Annotated in this window: 23 protein-coding genes and 1 pseudogene; all 24 read left to right on the forward strand. The window is 48.2% G+C overall.

Annotated elements, in window-relative coordinates:
* The first annotated feature begins 16 nt into the window (after positions 1-16).
* The 24 genes and pseudogenes from ONZ52_RS12015 (at position 17) to ONZ52_RS12130 (ending at position 15,111) form a co-directional block, all read left to right on the forward strand.
* Positions 17-1,786, forward strand: a complete 1,770-nt coding sequence (locus ONZ52_RS12015) for a phage terminase large subunit family protein (protein WP_265218857.1) — start codon at positions 17-19, stop codon at positions 1,784-1,786.
* Positions 1,786-2,019, forward strand: a complete 234-nt coding sequence (gene gpW / locus ONZ52_RS12020) for a gpW family head-tail joining protein (RefSeq protein WP_265218860.1) — start codon at positions 1,786-1,788, stop codon at positions 2,017-2,019. Before ONZ52_RS12015 ends, gpW begins: the two co-directional genes overlap by 1 nt.
* Positions 2,016-3,371, forward strand: coding sequence for a phage portal protein (locus ONZ52_RS12025; RefSeq protein WP_265218861.1), 1,356 nt, complete (start codon positions 2,016-2,018; stop codon positions 3,369-3,371). Before gpW ends, ONZ52_RS12025 begins: the two co-directional genes overlap by 4 nt.
* Positions 3,319-4,428, forward strand: a complete 1,110-nt coding sequence (locus ONZ52_RS12030) for a S49 family peptidase (RefSeq protein WP_265218862.1) — start codon at positions 3,319-3,321, stop codon at positions 4,426-4,428. The genes ONZ52_RS12025 and ONZ52_RS12030 overlap by 53 nt, the downstream gene beginning before the upstream one ends.
* A complete protein-coding gene (locus ONZ52_RS12035; protein ID WP_265218863.1) occupies positions 4,428-4,763 on the forward strand; it encodes a hypothetical protein in 336 nt (111 codons plus the stop codon). Before ONZ52_RS12030 ends, ONZ52_RS12035 begins: the two co-directional genes overlap by 1 nt.
* Positions 4,763-4,999 carry a hypothetical protein gene (locus ONZ52_RS12040; protein WP_265218864.1) on the forward strand — a complete coding sequence of 79 codons (237 nt, stop codon included), beginning with the start codon at positions 4,763-4,765 and terminating at the stop codon, positions 4,997-4,999. The genes ONZ52_RS12035 and ONZ52_RS12040 overlap by 1 nt, the downstream gene beginning before the upstream one ends.
* Positions 4,996-5,748, forward strand: a complete 753-nt coding sequence (locus tag ONZ52_RS12045) for a major capsid protein (protein ID WP_265218865.1) — start codon at positions 4,996-4,998, stop codon at positions 5,746-5,748. The genes ONZ52_RS12040 and ONZ52_RS12045 overlap by 4 nt, the downstream gene beginning before the upstream one ends.
* A gap of 49 nt (positions 5,749-5,797) precedes the next feature.
* Positions 5,798-6,151 (forward strand): head-tail joining protein, encoded by a 354-nt coding sequence (locus ONZ52_RS12050; protein ID WP_265218866.1) that lies wholly within the window; start codon positions 5,798-5,800, stop codon positions 6,149-6,151.
* A 3-nt stretch (positions 6,152-6,154) separates the two neighbouring features.
* Positions 6,155-6,724, forward strand: a complete 570-nt coding sequence (locus ONZ52_RS12055; RefSeq protein WP_265218867.1) for a hypothetical protein — start codon at positions 6,155-6,157, stop codon at positions 6,722-6,724.
* Entirely contained in the window at positions 6,725-7,246 is a 522-nt protein-coding gene (locus ONZ52_RS12060) for a hypothetical protein (RefSeq protein ID WP_265218869.1), read from the forward strand.
* Positions 7,246-7,863 carry a phage baseplate assembly protein V gene (locus ONZ52_RS12065; RefSeq protein WP_265218870.1) on the forward strand — a complete coding sequence of 206 codons (618 nt, stop codon included), beginning with the start codon at positions 7,246-7,248 and terminating at the stop codon, positions 7,861-7,863. The genes ONZ52_RS12060 and ONZ52_RS12065 overlap by 1 nt, the downstream gene beginning before the upstream one ends.
* Before the next feature lie 23 nt (positions 7,864-7,886).
* Positions 7,887-8,084 (forward strand): hypothetical protein, encoded by a 198-nt coding sequence (locus tag ONZ52_RS12070; RefSeq protein ID WP_265218871.1) that lies wholly within the window; start codon positions 7,887-7,889, stop codon positions 8,082-8,084.
* Positions 8,084-8,443, forward strand: a complete 360-nt coding sequence (locus ONZ52_RS12075) for a hypothetical protein (RefSeq protein WP_265218872.1) — start codon at positions 8,084-8,086, stop codon at positions 8,441-8,443. Before ONZ52_RS12070 ends, ONZ52_RS12075 begins: the two co-directional genes overlap by 1 nt.
* A complete protein-coding gene (locus ONZ52_RS12080) occupies positions 8,415-9,287 on the forward strand; it encodes a baseplate J/gp47 family protein (RefSeq protein WP_265218873.1) in 873 nt (290 codons plus the stop codon). The genes ONZ52_RS12075 and ONZ52_RS12080 overlap by 29 nt, the downstream gene beginning before the upstream one ends.
* A 90-nt stretch (positions 9,288-9,377) precedes the next feature.
* On the forward strand, positions 9,378-10,040 hold the full coding sequence (locus ONZ52_RS12085) for a phage tail protein I (protein ID WP_265218875.1): 663 nt from the start codon (positions 9,378-9,380) through the stop codon (positions 10,038-10,040).
* A pseudogene (locus tag ONZ52_RS12090) lies at positions 10,027-10,403 on the forward strand (phage tail-collar fiber domain-containing protein); the annotation flags it as partial. The gene ONZ52_RS12085 and the pseudogene ONZ52_RS12090, both read left to right, overlap by 14 nt.
* 45 nt (positions 10,404-10,448) lie before the next feature.
* The gene (locus ONZ52_RS12095; protein ID WP_265218877.1) at positions 10,449-11,654 is read left to right on the forward strand and encodes a hypothetical protein; all 1,206 of its coding nucleotides are present in this window, start codon (positions 10,449-10,451) and stop codon (positions 11,652-11,654) included.
* Complete coding sequence (locus ONZ52_RS12100; protein WP_265218879.1) at positions 11,600-12,040, forward strand: hypothetical protein; 441 nt, start codon at positions 11,600-11,602, stop codon at positions 12,038-12,040. The genes ONZ52_RS12095 and ONZ52_RS12100 overlap by 55 nt, the downstream gene beginning before the upstream one ends.
* A 15-nt stretch (positions 12,041-12,055) precedes the next feature.
* On the forward strand, positions 12,056-12,376 hold the full coding sequence (locus tag ONZ52_RS12105; protein WP_265218880.1) for a hypothetical protein: 321 nt from the start codon (positions 12,056-12,058) through the stop codon (positions 12,374-12,376).
* Positions 12,377-12,583: 207 nt separating this feature from the next.
* Complete coding sequence (locus tag ONZ52_RS12110) at positions 12,584-12,775, forward strand: hypothetical protein (protein WP_265218882.1); 192 nt, start codon at positions 12,584-12,586, stop codon at positions 12,773-12,775.
* A 65-nt stretch (positions 12,776-12,840) separates the two neighbouring features.
* On the forward strand, positions 12,841-13,944 hold the full coding sequence (locus ONZ52_RS12115; protein WP_265218883.1) for a phage tail sheath protein: 1,104 nt from the start codon (positions 12,841-12,843) through the stop codon (positions 13,942-13,944).
* Positions 13,944-14,102 (forward strand): hypothetical protein, encoded by a 159-nt coding sequence (locus tag ONZ52_RS12120; RefSeq protein ID WP_265218884.1) that lies wholly within the window; start codon positions 13,944-13,946, stop codon positions 14,100-14,102. Before ONZ52_RS12115 ends, ONZ52_RS12120 begins: the two co-directional genes overlap by 1 nt.
* Positions 14,090-14,452, forward strand: a complete 363-nt coding sequence (locus ONZ52_RS12125) for a phage major tail tube protein (RefSeq protein ID WP_265218885.1) — start codon at positions 14,090-14,092, stop codon at positions 14,450-14,452. The genes ONZ52_RS12120 and ONZ52_RS12125 overlap by 13 nt, the downstream gene beginning before the upstream one ends.
* Before the next feature lie 83 nt (positions 14,453-14,535).
* A complete protein-coding gene (locus tag ONZ52_RS12130) occupies positions 14,536-15,111 on the forward strand; it encodes a phage tail assembly protein (protein ID WP_265218886.1) in 576 nt (191 codons plus the stop codon).
* Positions 15,112-15,547: the final 436 nt, after the last annotated feature.

The following is a 15,547-nucleotide window of genomic DNA, read 5'->3' on the forward strand; positions in this document are numbered from 1 at the left end:
ATTTCAAAAGGCTTGGTTGCTTGCGCTTGAATCGCCTTATATTGAAAAAATCGTTCTGTCTAAAAGTGCGCGTGTTGGTTACGCCATATTCATAAACACGTCGGTGGCGTGGCTGGTATCGAATGATCCTGGCAACATCATGATTGTTCAGAACACGCAAGGCGATGCGGAAAAGTTCGCTACGAAAGAGATAGGTAAGGTGTTTAATCACTGCTCATCAGTGATGTCTAAGTTGTACGGCAAAAACACCTCAACCGAGAAGAGCTTTTTTGGTGGTGATTTGTCCGTTGTTTGGGCCACGTCTGCCAGTAGCTTCAGGATGGTGACGATAAAATATCTCTTTATGGATGAGATATCGGGTTATCCAGATAACGTTGACAAAGAAGGTGATTCGATTGATCTGGCTATTACGCGTACTGAGAGTGAAGGACAACGCAAGATTGTTCTTGGCTCCACACCAAAAGAAGCAGGCACTTGTAAGATCACCCGCGAGTTTTTGCGAACCGATCAGCGTTATTTGTATGTGCCTTGTCCTCATTGCGATTTCAAGCAGCGCTTAAAGTTAGAGAATTTCCGATACTCGCCAAAGAATTACAAAGACGCGCATTTCGTCTGCATTCATTGCAGCGGCAAGATTGAAGAGCACCATAAATTCAACATGGTGGAGGCGGGGGAATGGCGCGCCACGCGAGAGTTTGAATGCTGTGGCGTTCATCAAACGCCAGAACGATGGGACGAAACCGGCTCCGCTTTGTGCTGCAAATGTGGCGAACCGGGCGACACCAACGAGCGCGGCAAAATAGACGCGGGCTTTCATATTTGGTCGGCCTACAACGACAACCCGAACACATCGTTGCCTTCGATTGCCGCCGAATACGACAAGGCGAAAAAAGACCCACGCAAAATGCAAACCTTCATGAATACGAAGGTGGGCGTGGAGTACTCGGACGCATCACGGGCGCACAAGCTTAACAACTTCGAAGAGTTGTATAAGCGGCGAGAATACTACTCGCCAATGGAGTCTTTGCCTGAACAAGTGCGCTGTGTTTTGGCGACGATCGATACCCAAAAGAATCGCTTTGATTATCACTTTTGGGCGGTTGGTGAGCGTGGCGAAATGTGGGCAATTCACTATGGCAAAATCCATGGTGACCCTGAAGATGTTTCGACCCAGCAAAACCTCATCCGCGAATTAGAAACCGAATTCACCTTATCCGATGGGCGAACCATTGGCGTGTTTGCGGCGGCCATGGACTGTAACGGCCATGCGTGGAAAGCCATGCTGGAATTTTGCGCCCCATATCAAGGTTGGATTTTTGCCATTCGTGGGGAAGGGAATGCAAAAACCAAATTCAAACCTGAATTCACACTCACCTACAAGGTTCACCCAGAAGCACGATGTGAGTATCGCAGCCTTAACGTTCATCAACTTAAAAACCGCGCGGCAGAACGTTTAAACAACGAAATGCCGGGTAAGAACTTTATCCATTTCCCCGTAAACGATGTGTTCGATTTGGTCTATTTCCAAATGCTGACTGCCGAGGAATTGAAAGGCAGTGGCAGCAATGTGAAGTGGGACAAAAAGCCCGATCAAAAGCGCAACGAGCCTTGGGATTTGCTCGTTTACGTGCTGTGGCTTTACGACTTCTTACGACCCGAAATACAAGACGCGTCACCCCAAGAGCCGCTTGGCTTGATTGATCCAAACGCCCACAAAATCACAGACGATATTATCGAAACTGACTACGGCGATTATTACGAAACGTCAGATTATGGAGACTACTGATGACGATCTATTCTACTGATGACAACTTAAAAATCGTCCAGCAAGCGATAACCGACCTAGTGCAAGGTAAGCGCAAAGTGCGCGTGGAATACACCAATCCGCAAGGTGGGCGTACTTCCATGCAATACACAGACGTGAGCTTGTCCGAGTTACGTTCGTTAGAGCGTCAAATGATCAGTGATTTGCAGTCTGTTCCCTTGATGGAAAGCGTCGATGTTGAGGTGGTATTTTGAGTTATTCCAGTGTTGCTAAATCGCCCTTATTCAAAGGCGCTGAGCTGCATGATAACGAGAAAAGCGAAAACGTTCTTTTAAAAGAAATCACCGCTAGCCATCACCTTATTCGCAATAATCCCTTGTTGCGAGTGGGGGCGTCTCGCTTTCGTGCAAGCTGTATCGGTGGCGGTGCAAAGCCGGTTTTCGATCCTAAATTGTTCAGTGAATCCTTCATTCAAAGTTATGAGGAATGGACGCTTTATTGTGACTTTTACGAAAACACCAATTTTGCAGGCGTACAAGCCTTAGCCGTTATCACCATGCTACTGGATGGCAGCGCGTTCATTGTGCGTCGTCGAACCTTGCACCGCATACCTTTGCAAATACAGGTCGTTAGCCCGTTAAGTCTGGCGATTGGTTTAGAGCGAACAGGGTCAGGGAGTTACGTTCGTGGCGGCATCATGTACGCCAAAAACGGCAAAGTGAAAAAGTACGCTTTTTACAAACTGCCACGAGATCACCCAGACTTTGACGAAGACTCGGTGAATTGGATACCCGCTGAAGACGTGATCCATCTTCGTGATGTGGTGCATGTTTCGCAAAGCACGGCACAGCCTTGGATTTCTCCTGGTGCAGACTTCGCCAAGCAATACCAAGACAACCAAACCGTCGAGATTAAGTCTCGGATGAAGCGCGTTGGCCAACAAGTCTTTGCCTTGAAAGAAAACGAAGTCAGCCAAACCGCAAGCGGCCCAGCGAGCCAAAGAACGCCTCAACGCCTTGTGCATAATGCCGGTGGTGTGACCTTCTTGAATGGTGTGAAAGAGATTAAAACCGCGTCACCCGCTGAGATTGCAGGCAACTATCAAGAGCATAACAACCAAGTGTTGCGAATGATTGCGGGGCTGTTGGGCATCACATACGAAATGTTAACGGGGGATTTAACGCAAGTTAACTACTCCAGTATTCGTGCGGGCATGATCAACCATCGCCGCTTAGTTGGGCAATTACGAGACATCGTTTTAGGCCCTGCGTTTAACCGGATTTTAGGCTGGTTTATTGATGCACTCCATCTAGGTACATCCGAGAGTTTGCCAAACTATTTTGAGAACCCTTACACCTATCTCAACCCCACATGGATTTGGCCAGAATGGGAAGAAATTGACCCACTCAAAGCCGCTAAGGCGCTGGTGTTAGAAGTTCAAAACGACATCACATCATTGGAAGAAGTCTCGAACAGTCGCGGCAAAACACTCGACAAACATTTGGATGGCGTTCAACGAAGCCAAGAAGCGAAACAATCAAGAGGAATAAACGATGCGGCATCTTCTGCAGTTGATGACGAACTCCCCGATGATGATGACGATTGACGCTCATCAAGCCAACTTTGAGTTACTCAAACAGTTTTACCAGAACCCAAGCCTGTTTTTAGGCGGCGAAAAAAGCGGACGAGTCGACACCTTTTGTCACTTGTCGGTCTTTGGTCCCACCTCGCACCGCTTCAATGGCTTAGACGCGCATTGTAATGAAATACTGTCTTACCGAGACTTGCGGCAAAGCTTCAACGCCCTGGTTCAAGATGATTCGGTGAAGAGTATTTTCGTCGAATTCGACGGCCCCGGTGGTGAAGCGTCGGGTTGTTTTGATCTGGCTAACTTGATCAAAGAAATTGGCGCGATTAAGCCAGTGATTGGCTTCATCAATGGTGGTTCTTATTCTGCCAATTATGCCTTGGCCTGCGCTTGTACTGAGCTATATGCCAGCCCACACAGCATGGCGGGTTCCATTGGTGTGATCTTTGGCCGTCGTGAAATCCATAACGACAAAGAGACCATTACTTACTTCACCACAGGCGAAGCCAAAGCCGACGGTTCACCGCATTTGGCATTGAGTGAGGCAGAGCGCGAACGTCACCAAGTCATGGTGAACCAGTTGGGCGATGCCTTTTTTCAATTGGTGGCGCAAAACCGAGGCGTTGACGCCACTCAAGTTCAAGCATTGCAAGCCAAGATTTTTAGCGCTCGCGATTTACTCACTCACGGCCTAATTGATGGCATCAAAACAGAGGACGAGATTCATACCATGATGACAGATGCAAAACACAAACGAATAGTCGCACAAATCAACGCGGCCCACGAAGCGGAAACCAGCGACCTAAAAGCGCAAATCGTTGCGTTACAGCAATCGTCCCTTGCCCAAGCGAACAATCAAACAGAGCTGGCGAAAAAGATTAACCATCTTGCCAAAGCTGCTGGTGTTCCAGAAATGGCAGGTCAGCTTATTCAAGACAACGCCAGTGAAGAGGCCGCGGCAAAAGCATTGAAGGAAGCCGCCGCGAAAAAAGACGAAGACATTTCATTAACCAGCGGTTTGGAGTCTCACAAGGAAGAGAGCTACGACATGCTGCAACTGATTGAGGAAGCGTAATGCAAGAGATTAAAAATAAGGTCTCCGACTCGTTAATTCTTCTCTGGACCCACGAGCGTGGCGAGCTGTGCATCAAGCAAATCGATGCTGCTAAGGATCAGCCAGAGTGGGCCATTGTCACCAAAGAGGGTGAGGCACTAGATGTTTCAGCGGAAGGCTACGATGGTAGCGACGCTTACGGCATTCATGCTGGCGGCGGCAAGGTTTACTGGGCGAATTCGGTATTCAATACGCTGTACATCGCATGGCCAGACGGGGTGACGGAGCCGATCAAAGCGGCCATCACAGAACAGCTTGAAAAAGCATTCATTGTTATCAAAAAAGGGTCACAGTAATGGAAGATTTATTCGATCACGAGGCGTTTTCACTTGTCTCACTGACAGCGGGTTTTAATGCATCGGTTCACATCGATACTGACGTTTTAAACATGTTTAAAGTGGAAAATGTCGAAAACCGTACTGTTATGATTGTGAAGTCTGGTAAACAACTTCAAGTCTTGATGCCCGTGAAATCGGCCAAAATCCAAACATTGACGAACACGATGCTGAGAACGCAGTACCAGTGCATTTGATTCGTTATCCATTTGATACGCGAATTGTTCCTAGTGACCTGTCACGCATTGGTTCACTTCGTGATAAGAAGATTAAAGCGCAAGAATTAGCGGCTTTGGTCAAGAGCCATATGGGTAAGCACAAAAGCAACCATCGTTATACTGCCGCATTTACTGCCTATTCTGCATTGAAAGGCAAAGTGAAAAACAAAAAAGGCGCGGTTCTGATTGATTTGCATAAAGTGCTGGGTGTGGAAGAACGTAAGCTGGACTTGAAGCTAGGTACTGCCACAACGGATGTGCCTACTTTGTTAAAAGCACTTCGTAAGCAGACGGTCGATAATGCCAAAAAGCATGGTCATTTAACGCTGCAAGGTGTTGAGTGCCGAATTGGTCAGGAACTGATTGAAAAGATCCTCAACCACGACAGCATCAAAAAATTCTACAGTGATGAAATTCATGCAAAACGCGTGGTGGCTTTCGCTGATGATCCAAGTCAAATCAACATTTGTGGTATTAAGTTTATTGCCGACGAAGCGGATGAAGTGGCTACAAAGGGCGCTTCTTACCCAGTTGGAGTCAATGACTTATGGTGCATGTTGCGCGCGCCAGCGGATGTGTTGCATGCCAGCTCCGCCAAAGCCCGTGAGTGTCATATCACGACCAAAGAACTGGACCATGACGAAGGCTTGGAAATCCGCTCCCGCGCGATTTACTTGCCAATCGCTCGTGATCCATCTTTGTTAGCTGAAATCTACAGCTCTAACTAACAGAGCTTTTTCTTTCCCAACTCCTTATCTTTTGACCTATGAGGCGCTTATGAATCTCAGTCATCGTGCTGTCTTAGACGCACTCAAAAGCGACATTGATAAAGAGTTTGGGCAAGACGTGATATGGATATCGCAAACTGGTACTACAGGCACCATAACAGGGACGTTCTCATTCATTGAACGCGACGTGAACACCACGTCGAAATCAAAAACAGCAGGGCAATTGCATGTTGATGTGGTCACCGCGACCTTTTGCGTATCACCCCACCATTGCCCCTGCGAAGAGGGGGATCGCCTCGAAATAGACGGCGTTCCCTATCTGATTTTACCCTTTCAACAGGGTGAATATGAAATCGTGCTTCCCCTAAAAGTGACGCAAAACAAAGACCACAACTGGCGGTAATGTATGAACCTACAAATCGATTTAGGGGAAGGTGTTGCCGAGTTAGAAGATCAATTAGAACTGTCTATCCGTCAGCTTCAGACAGCCGTGACGCGAACGCTTAAGAAAGTGGCGCGCTGGCTAGAGACCCAAACCAAACGTGAGTTAGGAGTGGCTTTGTCGGTTCCTCAGCGAGTGTTAGCAGCACGTTATTACAAAACCTTTTACATCAAAAACGGCCAACGCACGGTGAATGTTTGGTTTGGATTAGCGCCCATATCCGTAGCGGCCTTGGGCAAACCCAAGCAAACAGACATTGGCGTAAGAGTGGGAAAGCATCATTTTGTTGGCGCCTTTATCGCCACCATGAAAAATGGTCACAGCGGCGTATTCAAACGCAAAAATGACTCAGGTGGTAAGCGTTCAAAGCGAGCCGATGGGCAATGGACAGAACTGCCCATCGAAGAAGAGCGTTTCCTTATTAATGACATCGCTCAACCAATCATAGAACGCTATCACGTGCGAGCCGAAGCGCGCTTTCGCCAAATCTTAAAGCAAGAAATCAACTTTGCGATGAACGTCGAGGGGCAATGAGTGCTAACCAATATCAATTTAAGCGATGTACACCAAGCCATTATCGATGCTTTAAAAGGTCGTTTCCCTAAAGTCACCATTGACAGCTACGACCCAAGCGAAAACCTTGAGTCTCTCGCTCCAGCTTGCCTGCTCAACATTGAAGAGCTGCCCAAAGCGCCAGATGTTGGCGATGGTCGTTATCCCGTCGTGGCGCAGTTTGCCATTCATTGTGTGTTGGGCCGTGAAGTCCCAAATCTACAAATGGAACTCCAAGAGTTTGCCGTGGCTGTATCCCAGTTCGTTTATGAAAAGGGCATTTGGTTAAAAGGTTCCGTGTTAGAGAAGCCATTTAACGTCGAGGCGTACCCTGGCAATTTTCGCAAAGACACCTGTGGCGGTTTCGATTCGTGGGTGGTGAATTGGGAACAAAAGCTCTATCTCGGTGCATCCACTTGGCAACCTGAAGCCGTTAAAAGCGGCATTCGCATTGCGACCAACCCAACCAATGAAAACGACCAAGACGAATACCGGAGCCTCTAATGCGCCAACTGATTGAAGCTATGGTTCGGGATATGTTGCAACCGTATCTTGATCGAATCGAAGAGCTAAGTGAAGAAACCGAAGACCTAAGGCGACGCCTACAAAGCATCATTCGCCTTGGCCGAGTGATAGCCGTTCACGAATCTGGCAACTTGATTAAGGTGCAGCACGGCCAACTTAAAACGCCTTTTATTCGTTGGTTTGCTTACGCCGCTGGCGAGACGTCAGATTATCGATGTCCATCCGTGGGCGAACAGGCGGTATTACTTAACTACGGCGCAGGCAATAACGGCACCCAAACCGTCGCGTTGATTGGGTTATTTAGCGATGATTTCCCCGCGCCCAGTAACGACCCAAACGAGATTGTCCGCTTTTATCCAGACGGTTCGCTCGTTTCCTATCATGCGAAAAATCACCTTCTCAAAGTCGAGGTGAAAGGTGATGTGGTCGTCAATGTCGATAAAACTGCCAAGGTCAAAGCAGGTGGTGAAGTCACGGTCGACGGCAGCATGATCAAACTGAACAAAGGCACTGGCGTAGTCACCGGCGCGCACAAATGCATGGTAACAGGCTTACCCCACGCTGATTGTTCATCCACCGTCACTGCTGGCAAATAAGCGCTGGTAAAGAGGTATTCAACATGGCACTCAATCCCGAACAACTCGCTAAAGACATAGAATCCGCCATGCAAGCCAGAGGTTTTCAACCGCTAGCAGACAAAGCCGCAGGGCATGCTTGGTGGTTGGCGTTTGCGGAAGGCATTGTGAATCACATCACTCAAAATGCAGAGGTGCCGGTTAAAGGTGGATCTTCTGCAGGTACATACAAGGTGACTTAATGGTTGGTATCGACCGCAAAACAGGCCGCAAGATAGATGGCTTCGATCAACTTGTGAGCCGTATTACCCAAGTCATGACTACGCCCAAAGTAGGGCGAGCAAAACGCCCCACCTTTGGGAGTGAGGTTCGTCAATACATGGGCGCAAACATGGCCGACAGTATGCTTATTCGTCTGCAAGCGGCTGCGATTGGCGCCTTTTACGAACCAATCAACGGCCTAACGGACTTTGTGCCGTCGCGCTGTGTCGCCAAGCGATTAACCAATGGATTGGCCTTATATTTCGAAGGTCAGTGGAATGGACAGACTATTAAATTTGAGGTGCCGTTAGATGTTTCCCCATCAAAATCCACTGCCTAAACCGGAGATCATCACCACCCCAAATTTTGATGATCTATTCAAAACGGTTAAACAAAGCGTGCTGGCGTACTTGTCAGAAAACGCACCGGACGATGTGGCAGGTGTGAGTGAGACCTTTGAAAACGAAGCGGAGTTGTTAACCAAGTTCACCGAGGCATTCACCGTCATATTGCAAAGCCAATTTAGGCAAATGAACGCCCAGGCGTTACAGATGTTTGGCATGTATGCGACCGACGATGCCATGGTGGATTTGATCGCCAGCCAACTTGGGGTAGAGCGGCAAATAATCGATGAAGGCGACCCAAACGCCTTTCCCCCAGTGCCACCGACCGTCGAAAGCAACGAAGCGTTACTGACACGTTACTACCTAGCCGCCTATGCATTAGCAACAACTGGCACACGGTCGGGTTATCGATTTAACGCCATGACCTTAGGCGGACGCCCTAAAGTCACCGTGGAGAGCCCAAGTAAAAGCAAAGTCGTGGTGACATATGAATTCGAACCGCACGAGATGGCAGGACAAACAAAAGATGCTCAAGCACGACGCGTTGCACCAGGGGAAGTGGATTGCTTCATCTTGGCTCATGCAAATAACGGTGTCCCTGCTGAGGCATTGATTGCGGCAACACAGCAATACATGCAGCGGGACGACATCGCCCAAGAGACCGATTTACTCACCGTCAAAGCGCCAACCATCAAGCCTTGGTCTTGTGAAGCCGTGCTTTATATCCGAACGGAGTCCCGATGCCGATATGGTCAAAGCCGCCGCAGAAAAAGCCGTGCGAGAGTATGCCGAGCAACAACACAGACTGGGCGGCAGTATCGAGCTGTCTATGTTGTATAGCGTGCTCCTAAAAACAACCGGATCTACATCGAGGCGACATACTGCAACCCACAGAGCCATTGCGTTGCCAATTCAACGAGGCGCCTTACCTTGAGTCAGTCCAAATTACCGTCAACACTGAAAACCTATAGTGTTTTACCGGATAACCGCAGCCCGCTCGAGCGAGCATTAGAGCTTGCCTTGAGCGAAGCCCTGTACTCGATTGATCATCCATACCCAGAATTGCTGGATGCACAGAAAACACCAATTAAAGCAATTGCCACACTAGGAATTGATCGACAAGTACCCGTGTGGGACTCGACAGACACCGAACAAGTCAAGAGAGATCGTACACAACAGGCATGGCGAAACAGGCAGCTAAGCGGTACGCGAGCAGGGTTTATTAAAGCACTTGGGCAAATGGGTTTTGGGGCTGATGTTACGCCATGGTTTAAAAAGCCCAATGAGTTAGAACCGTATTACTTTCAAATTTGGGTTTATGCTTCCGATCGTGTATTGACGCCAGAGATCAATGCTCGAATAGATCAGCTTCTTACAGAAATGAAGTCAGAGCGAGATTCCTATGTTATGGATCTGGCGCGTGAGTCGATTGCCTCGCCGCGCATTGCCGTCGCCGCCGAGATCGGAGTCACCATCACCTCCGCGCCCTTTGTGCCAAGTGGTGGCGGGTCTAACGCATTAACGCATACGGGCATTGCCCAACACCTACGAATCATTTCCACATCGGAGCCAGCAAGAAATGAGCGACTATAGAACCTATGTGACGCAAACAGGCTTTGGCCTTGAGCGTGATGCAAAATTTAATAACAGCCACGTTGATTTAGCTGTTTTGGTCATTGGGGATGGTGCGTTAGCCGATTCCGCTTCGCCTGCCGAAAGAACCGACTTGATACATCAAGTTCGCGAATATGGATTAACCATAGAAAAAGATGAAAAAGACTCTAATGTCTGGATTGCCCGAGCAGAAATTCCAGCCAGCGATGGTGGTTTTTTATTAAAGAAGCGGGTGTTAAAACCAAAGATGGCTATCTATATGCCTATGCTCGACAGGCGGGGGATTACAAGCCTCTGCTAGAAGAAGGGCAGGGCAAAAGCTACACCATCCGACTCAAGTTTATTCCGGGTAATGCAGATTCAATTCAAATAAAAATTGATCCTTCTGTGCAGTTTGCTACACCTACGGACCTAGAAAATCTAAAAAAAGAGCACTCCGAAGACAGAGATCCTCACCCGCAATACGAAACGGACGAAGGTGCCGCAGCTAAAGCAAATAGTGCACTAAGTAGTGCAAAAAACTACACGGATAGTAAGACTGCAGAAATGTTAAGTTCTGCTAAATCCGATGCAACGACAAAATCAAATAATGCTATATCTAGTGCGAAAAGCTACACGGATAGCAAAGCCACTGAAACATTAAATTCAGCCAAAGCCGATGCAACGACGAAATCAAATAATGCTTTATCTAGTGCGAAGAACTACACAGATAGCACAGCAACTGAAACATTAAATTTAGCCAAAGCCGATGCAACGACGAAATCAAATAATGCTTTATCTAGTGCGAAAAGCTACACGGATAGCAAAGCCACTGAAACATTAAACTCAGCCAAAGCCGATGCAACGACGAAATCAAATAATGCTTTATCTAGTGCGAAAAGCTACACGGATAGCAAAGCCACTGAAACATTAAACTCAGCCAAAGCAGATGCAACGACGAAATCAAATAACACCTTATCTAGTGCGAAGAACTACACGGATAGTAAATCGGCTGAAGTGTTAAACTCTGCTAAAGTCGATGCATCTACAAAAGCAAATAGCACATTAAATAGTGCGAAGAACTACACGGATAGCAAAGCAAGTGAAACGCTAAGTACGGCTAAATCAGATGCTACATCAAAAGCAAATACCGCTTTGTCTAGTGCAAAAAGATACGTAGATAGGTTGCGGGGGCAAAAGCTGTTTTTCAGTGTATTAGGAGATGAAAACCATATTATTTTAATAAGCAAAGAAGGCGTAACTCCAATCACAGAGCTAAACGATTATGACGAATTTAGTTTTATCGTATCAGCAACAAATACAGCACCCACAGTAACCATCAAATTTGATGGTTTAGATCCTATAGCTGTTGCAAGTATAACAAGCGATACACAGCTAATAGAAACAGCATTAGCGACCGTGTGTTATATCGATGGATCATTACACCTGACAGGACAGATCAATCCAAAAACTGGAAATCCGGTTTCTTTAATTGGTCGATTGATTACGTCCCCATTTTCATTTCCGGTGCATGTAAAATGCAATATGACGGTGGTGAATTGCGTCGTGATTTACATCCTATTTTATTTGCGTTGGCGCGGAAAGATGGTCTAGTCAATCAGGCCACAAAAGATGCTGATTTAAAAAAGTATGGCGCACGGTTTGGTGATGGTGATGGTGTTACGACATTTACCATTTTAACGTTTGGAGGGGCATTTATTCGTTTTGGGAATGGCGATTTAACTGGGCTTGATAACGTTCGTGAAATTGGTAGCTACCAAGAACATGCTATAGAAAAAGGATCTTTTACTATTAGAAGTGACGCTGGAGGATCGAGTTTGGTTTCATTGTCTACTGGCTCTATTAGCATTACCTCATCATCTGGAAACATTTCGCTACTTGGACATTCAGGAGCGGCGACTCAAAACCTTGTGACTATAGGCTCTGAAATTGAAACACGTCCATCAAACTACTCCCAAAACGCTGAGTTTTTAATTTAAGGAGCAGGTCTAATTATGTCGGAACTAAATGTATTTGATAGATCAAAAATGATATGGCCATATGTCGGAAAGGTTCGACAGCAAATCGATCCGTTCGATCCAGAACAGAAGCCTGTCCCGCTTCGTAATGCAACAGATAAAAAACTGTTGCCGGAAAAGAAAGGCTTCGTTCAAGGCTTTGTTTCTGGCAACTGGGAATATTACCCAGCAAGCCAGGAATACTGGTTATCGGATGGTTCAAAACATAAAACGGAAGATGGCGAAGAGCTTCCCGAGGGCGCTTTATTGAAAGAACCCCCAAGCCAGAACCAACTTTTGACGAACGTCTGGCGTTAGCAATAGCTCAACGCGAAGCCACGTATAAAGCCGAATCCGACCCGCTCTACATGGAATGGCAATACGACAAAACGGACGAAGCAGAACAAAAGTGGCGCGATAAAGTCGCCGAGATCAAAGAGCGCTATCCCTTGCCAACGGAATAAAATCCTTACCAACCCCACTAAATAGCCGCGAAAGCGGTTTTTTTACGTCTGGAGAAAGCCCATGACCACGAAACAGCCGCCTAATCCTCGGCAAAAATACACCGTTCTCTCGCCTTACCAATGCCCGAACAAGAAGCATTGGCATGAAAAAGGCGCCACGGTCGATTTGCTTCCTTGCGAAGCAGAATACTTAATCCTCAGCGGTAAAGTCGCCCTTGCGACAACGACCGCTAAACCAAAAGGAGAGGCGTAATGCCAGAAATTGCATCCTTTGTACATAACGGAATCAGCGTCGAAACTCACTCCGCGCCGCCACCAATGGGGCCGTTGGGCAGTGTGGTCGTCGGTGTGGTTGGCACCGCGCCAGACGCCGATCCACAATGGCCAAAAAACAGCCCAATCCGCATTGCCAATATGGCCGCGGTTGCCAAGCTAGACATGGCAGGCACAGAACGCGGCACGCTTTACCGTACTTGTTACGAGCTGCTCCGCATTGTTTCCGTGCCGGTGTACGTCGTCATCGTGGAAGAGGGTACAGATACAGCCGACACCATCAACAAGGTAATAGGTAAAATCGATCCCGCCACAGGCCAACGAACCGGCATCCAAGCCTTAAGCGATTGCCAAGAAGTGCCAACCCACATTGCCGCACCGGGCTTCAATACCAAACCCGTAGCGGATGCACTCGCAGCAATGGGCAAACGCCTTTACGCGATCCCCGTTGGCGATGGTCCAAACACCAACGACAACGCCGCCATCGAATACTCAAAGTCATTAGGTGGCGAAGGCACGGGCTACGACGCATTCTATGTGGTCGATCCGTTCGTATCGGTTTACAGCCAAGCGGCCAAAGGCAATGTGTACTTTTCAGGCGCAGCCATTGCCTTGTCTTGCTTTGCACGAGTCAAACCATGGGAAAGCCCCGCCAAAGGCGGCATGGGCGCCTTGATCCAAGGCACAGCGCGAACAATCGACTACAACATCATGGACAAAGCCACCAACGGCGACCTGATGAACCGCTTCGGTATCTCGTATTTTGCGCGTACCTCCATGGGCGGCTTCTCGTTGATTGGTAACCGTTGCGTCATGGGGCGATTCGTCTCACAAGTGGGCTTGGAATACGCCATCATCCGCAAGCTAGCGAAAACCGCCCAGCGAGCCATGGCGCGCAACCTAAGCGAATCTTTCATGAACCAAGAGATTGAAAAGCTCAACTTCTGGCTCAAATCTCTTCAAGCCGACGAAACTATCATGGGCGCGCAAGTCTATCTGCACCCCACGCTCAACAACGTCGAAAACTACACCAACGGCGAATGGCACATTGCCATCAAATACCACGGTTACGCGCCAAACGAACACATGGTGTATCACCTAATTGAAGACGTTGGCATCGTCGAATCGTTCTTAGAAGGAGTTTTATAATGGCCGGACAACGTACCCGCATTACCCGCATGGCCATCATCAACGGTGAGCCACTAATCAAAGAGACTCGACGAGTTCACCCCGCCCGAAGTCAAAAAGACCATGCAAGACACCCGTGGCGGTTCCTTCATCCACTGGTGAAGTCATGGTGGGGCTAGAAAAGCTCACAGCAAAGTTCAAAATCAAAGGCGCGAGCCAAACCTTGCTGTCTGCGTTTGGGCTAGCCAATGGCGAAATGTGCCAAATCAACGTCAACGAATCCCACCAAGACGAAGACGGCAACAAATTCGCCATCAAATACAGCGTCACAGGCGAGATCACCAGCGTTACCGAATCCGCCAGTAAAATGGGCGAGCTACCCGACAACGAAATGGAAATGGCCGTCAGCGCCTACAAGAAAACCGAGTCCGGTAAAACCATTTACGAGATCGACCGCAACGCGCAAATCCTCGACCTCGGCAATGGCGACATCCTCGCCGAACACCGCCGCAACGTTGGTTTGCCGTAACGCTTAATAGTCAAAAAGCTTGAAGCCCCTTTGCCCGCTCCATCAAACGAGCGGGCTTTTTTATCTAATTGAAGAGAATCCAAATGTTTGAACCCAAAAAGCACACACTCGTCTGGCCTATCCAAAGCGACAAAAGCGAGCCAATCCAAACCGTCACCATCCACACCATCACCATGGGGCAACACCGTGACTTTTCCCAGCAAAACAAAAGTGAAAAACACAAAGCGAACAACGACACCAAGCTACTTCGCGCTTGTATTAGCGAAAGCACGGGCCTCACAGAAAAAGAACTAAAAACCCTCGTCACACCCGACTACACCAGCATTCAAAACCACGTGCTAGAGCTGATGAACGCCACCGCCAGCCAGCTAATCGAAGGCGAGTTCGACAAAGCCGCGCCGACGTTGCTCATCCCCATTCAAGGTGACGATGGCCAACAAAAAACCAGCTACAAACTCCGTCCGCCCACCGTCGCCACCACCGACCTAATGGACACCCACGAAGACGAATGGGAACGCACCATCTTCATTAGCTCAAGCTGTTCAGGTTTCACCAAAGCCGAACTAGCGCGCCTCAGCCTGCCAGATTGGAACCAGCTACAAGAGCGCCTTATCGATTTTTTGGAACAACCGGCGGACTACTTTCGCCCAAAGACGTAGAAGTCCTAACCGACATCATCCCGCTGGTTTACCACGTTCCACCGTCTGAAATACTAAACTGGCGCATCGACGAAGCCATGCGCCGCTACCACCTAGCCGCCGCCAAACTGGGTATTAAAAAGGGGTAAGCCATGGCCGACAAAAAAATATCCATCGCCCTGTCAGCGGTCGACAAATTCAGCAAACCGTTCCACAACGCCATGCAGACCGCTGGCAAACTCGAACAGAAAATCGTAGAAACAGACAACAGCCTAAAAAAGCTCGGTGACCAACAAAAAACCATTACCCGTTTCAAAACCCTAAGCACCCGCCTAGACGAAACGCGCAACGCCATGGCAAAGGCAACCCAAGAGACAAACCGCCTAAAACAAAGCGAGCAAAGCGCCAAAGTCGCCCTAAAGCAACACGCCACCGAACTGGCCAATGCCCAAAAAAA

The organism is Marinomonas rhodophyticola, from assembly GCF_026113935.1.
GTDB classification, from domain to species: domain Bacteria; phylum Pseudomonadota; class Gammaproteobacteria; order Pseudomonadales; family Marinomonadaceae; genus Marinomonas; species Marinomonas rhodophyticola.

Coding starts and splice junctions, on each gene's coding strand:
- ONZ52_RS12130 (WP_265218886.1), top strand. CDS start 14,536: ATGTTTGAACCCAAAAAGCACACACTCGTCTGGCCTATCCAAAGCGAC.
- ONZ52_RS12110 (WP_265218882.1), top strand. CDS start 12,584: ATGACCACGAAACAGCCGCCTAATCCTCGGCAAAAATACACCGTTCTC.
- ONZ52_RS12115 (WP_265218883.1), top strand. CDS start 12,841: ATGGGGCCGTTGGGCAGTGTGGTCGTCGGTGTGGTTGGCACCGCGCCA.
- ONZ52_RS12070 (WP_265218871.1), top strand. CDS start 7,887: ATGGCACTCAATCCCGAACAACTCGCTAAAGACATAGAATCCGCCATG.
- ONZ52_RS12125 (WP_265218885.1), top strand. CDS start 14,090: ATGGTGGGGCTAGAAAAGCTCACAGCAAAGTTCAAAATCAAAGGCGCG.
- ONZ52_RS12040 (WP_265218864.1), top strand. CDS start 4,763: ATGGAAGATTTATTCGATCACGAGGCGTTTTCACTTGTCTCACTGACA.
- ONZ52_RS12055 (WP_265218867.1), top strand. CDS start 6,155: ATGAACCTACAAATCGATTTAGGGGAAGGTGTTGCCGAGTTAGAAGAT.
- ONZ52_RS12030 (WP_265218862.1), top strand. CDS start 3,319: ATGCGGCATCTTCTGCAGTTGATGACGAACTCCCCGATGATGATGACG.
- ONZ52_RS12065 (WP_265218870.1), top strand. CDS start 7,246: ATGCGCCAACTGATTGAAGCTATGGTTCGGGATATGTTGCAACCGTAT.
- ONZ52_RS12080 (WP_265218873.1), top strand. CDS start 8,415: ATGTTTCCCCATCAAAATCCACTGCCTAAACCGGAGATCATCACCACC.
- ONZ52_RS12120 (WP_265218884.1), top strand. CDS start 13,944: ATGGCCGGACAACGTACCCGCATTACCCGCATGGCCATCATCAACGGT.
- ONZ52_RS12035 (WP_265218863.1), top strand. CDS start 4,428: ATGCAAGAGATTAAAAATAAGGTCTCCGACTCGTTAATTCTTCTCTGG.
- gpW (WP_265218860.1), top strand. CDS start 1,786: ATGACGATCTATTCTACTGATGACAACTTAAAAATCGTCCAGCAAGCG.
- ONZ52_RS12050 (WP_265218866.1), top strand. CDS start 5,798: ATGAATCTCAGTCATCGTGCTGTCTTAGACGCACTCAAAAGCGACATT.
- ONZ52_RS12075 (WP_265218872.1), top strand. CDS start 8,084: ATGGTTGGTATCGACCGCAAAACAGGCCGCAAGATAGATGGCTTCGAT.
- ONZ52_RS12105 (WP_265218880.1), top strand. CDS start 12,056: ATGTCGGAACTAAATGTATTTGATAGATCAAAAATGATATGGCCATAT.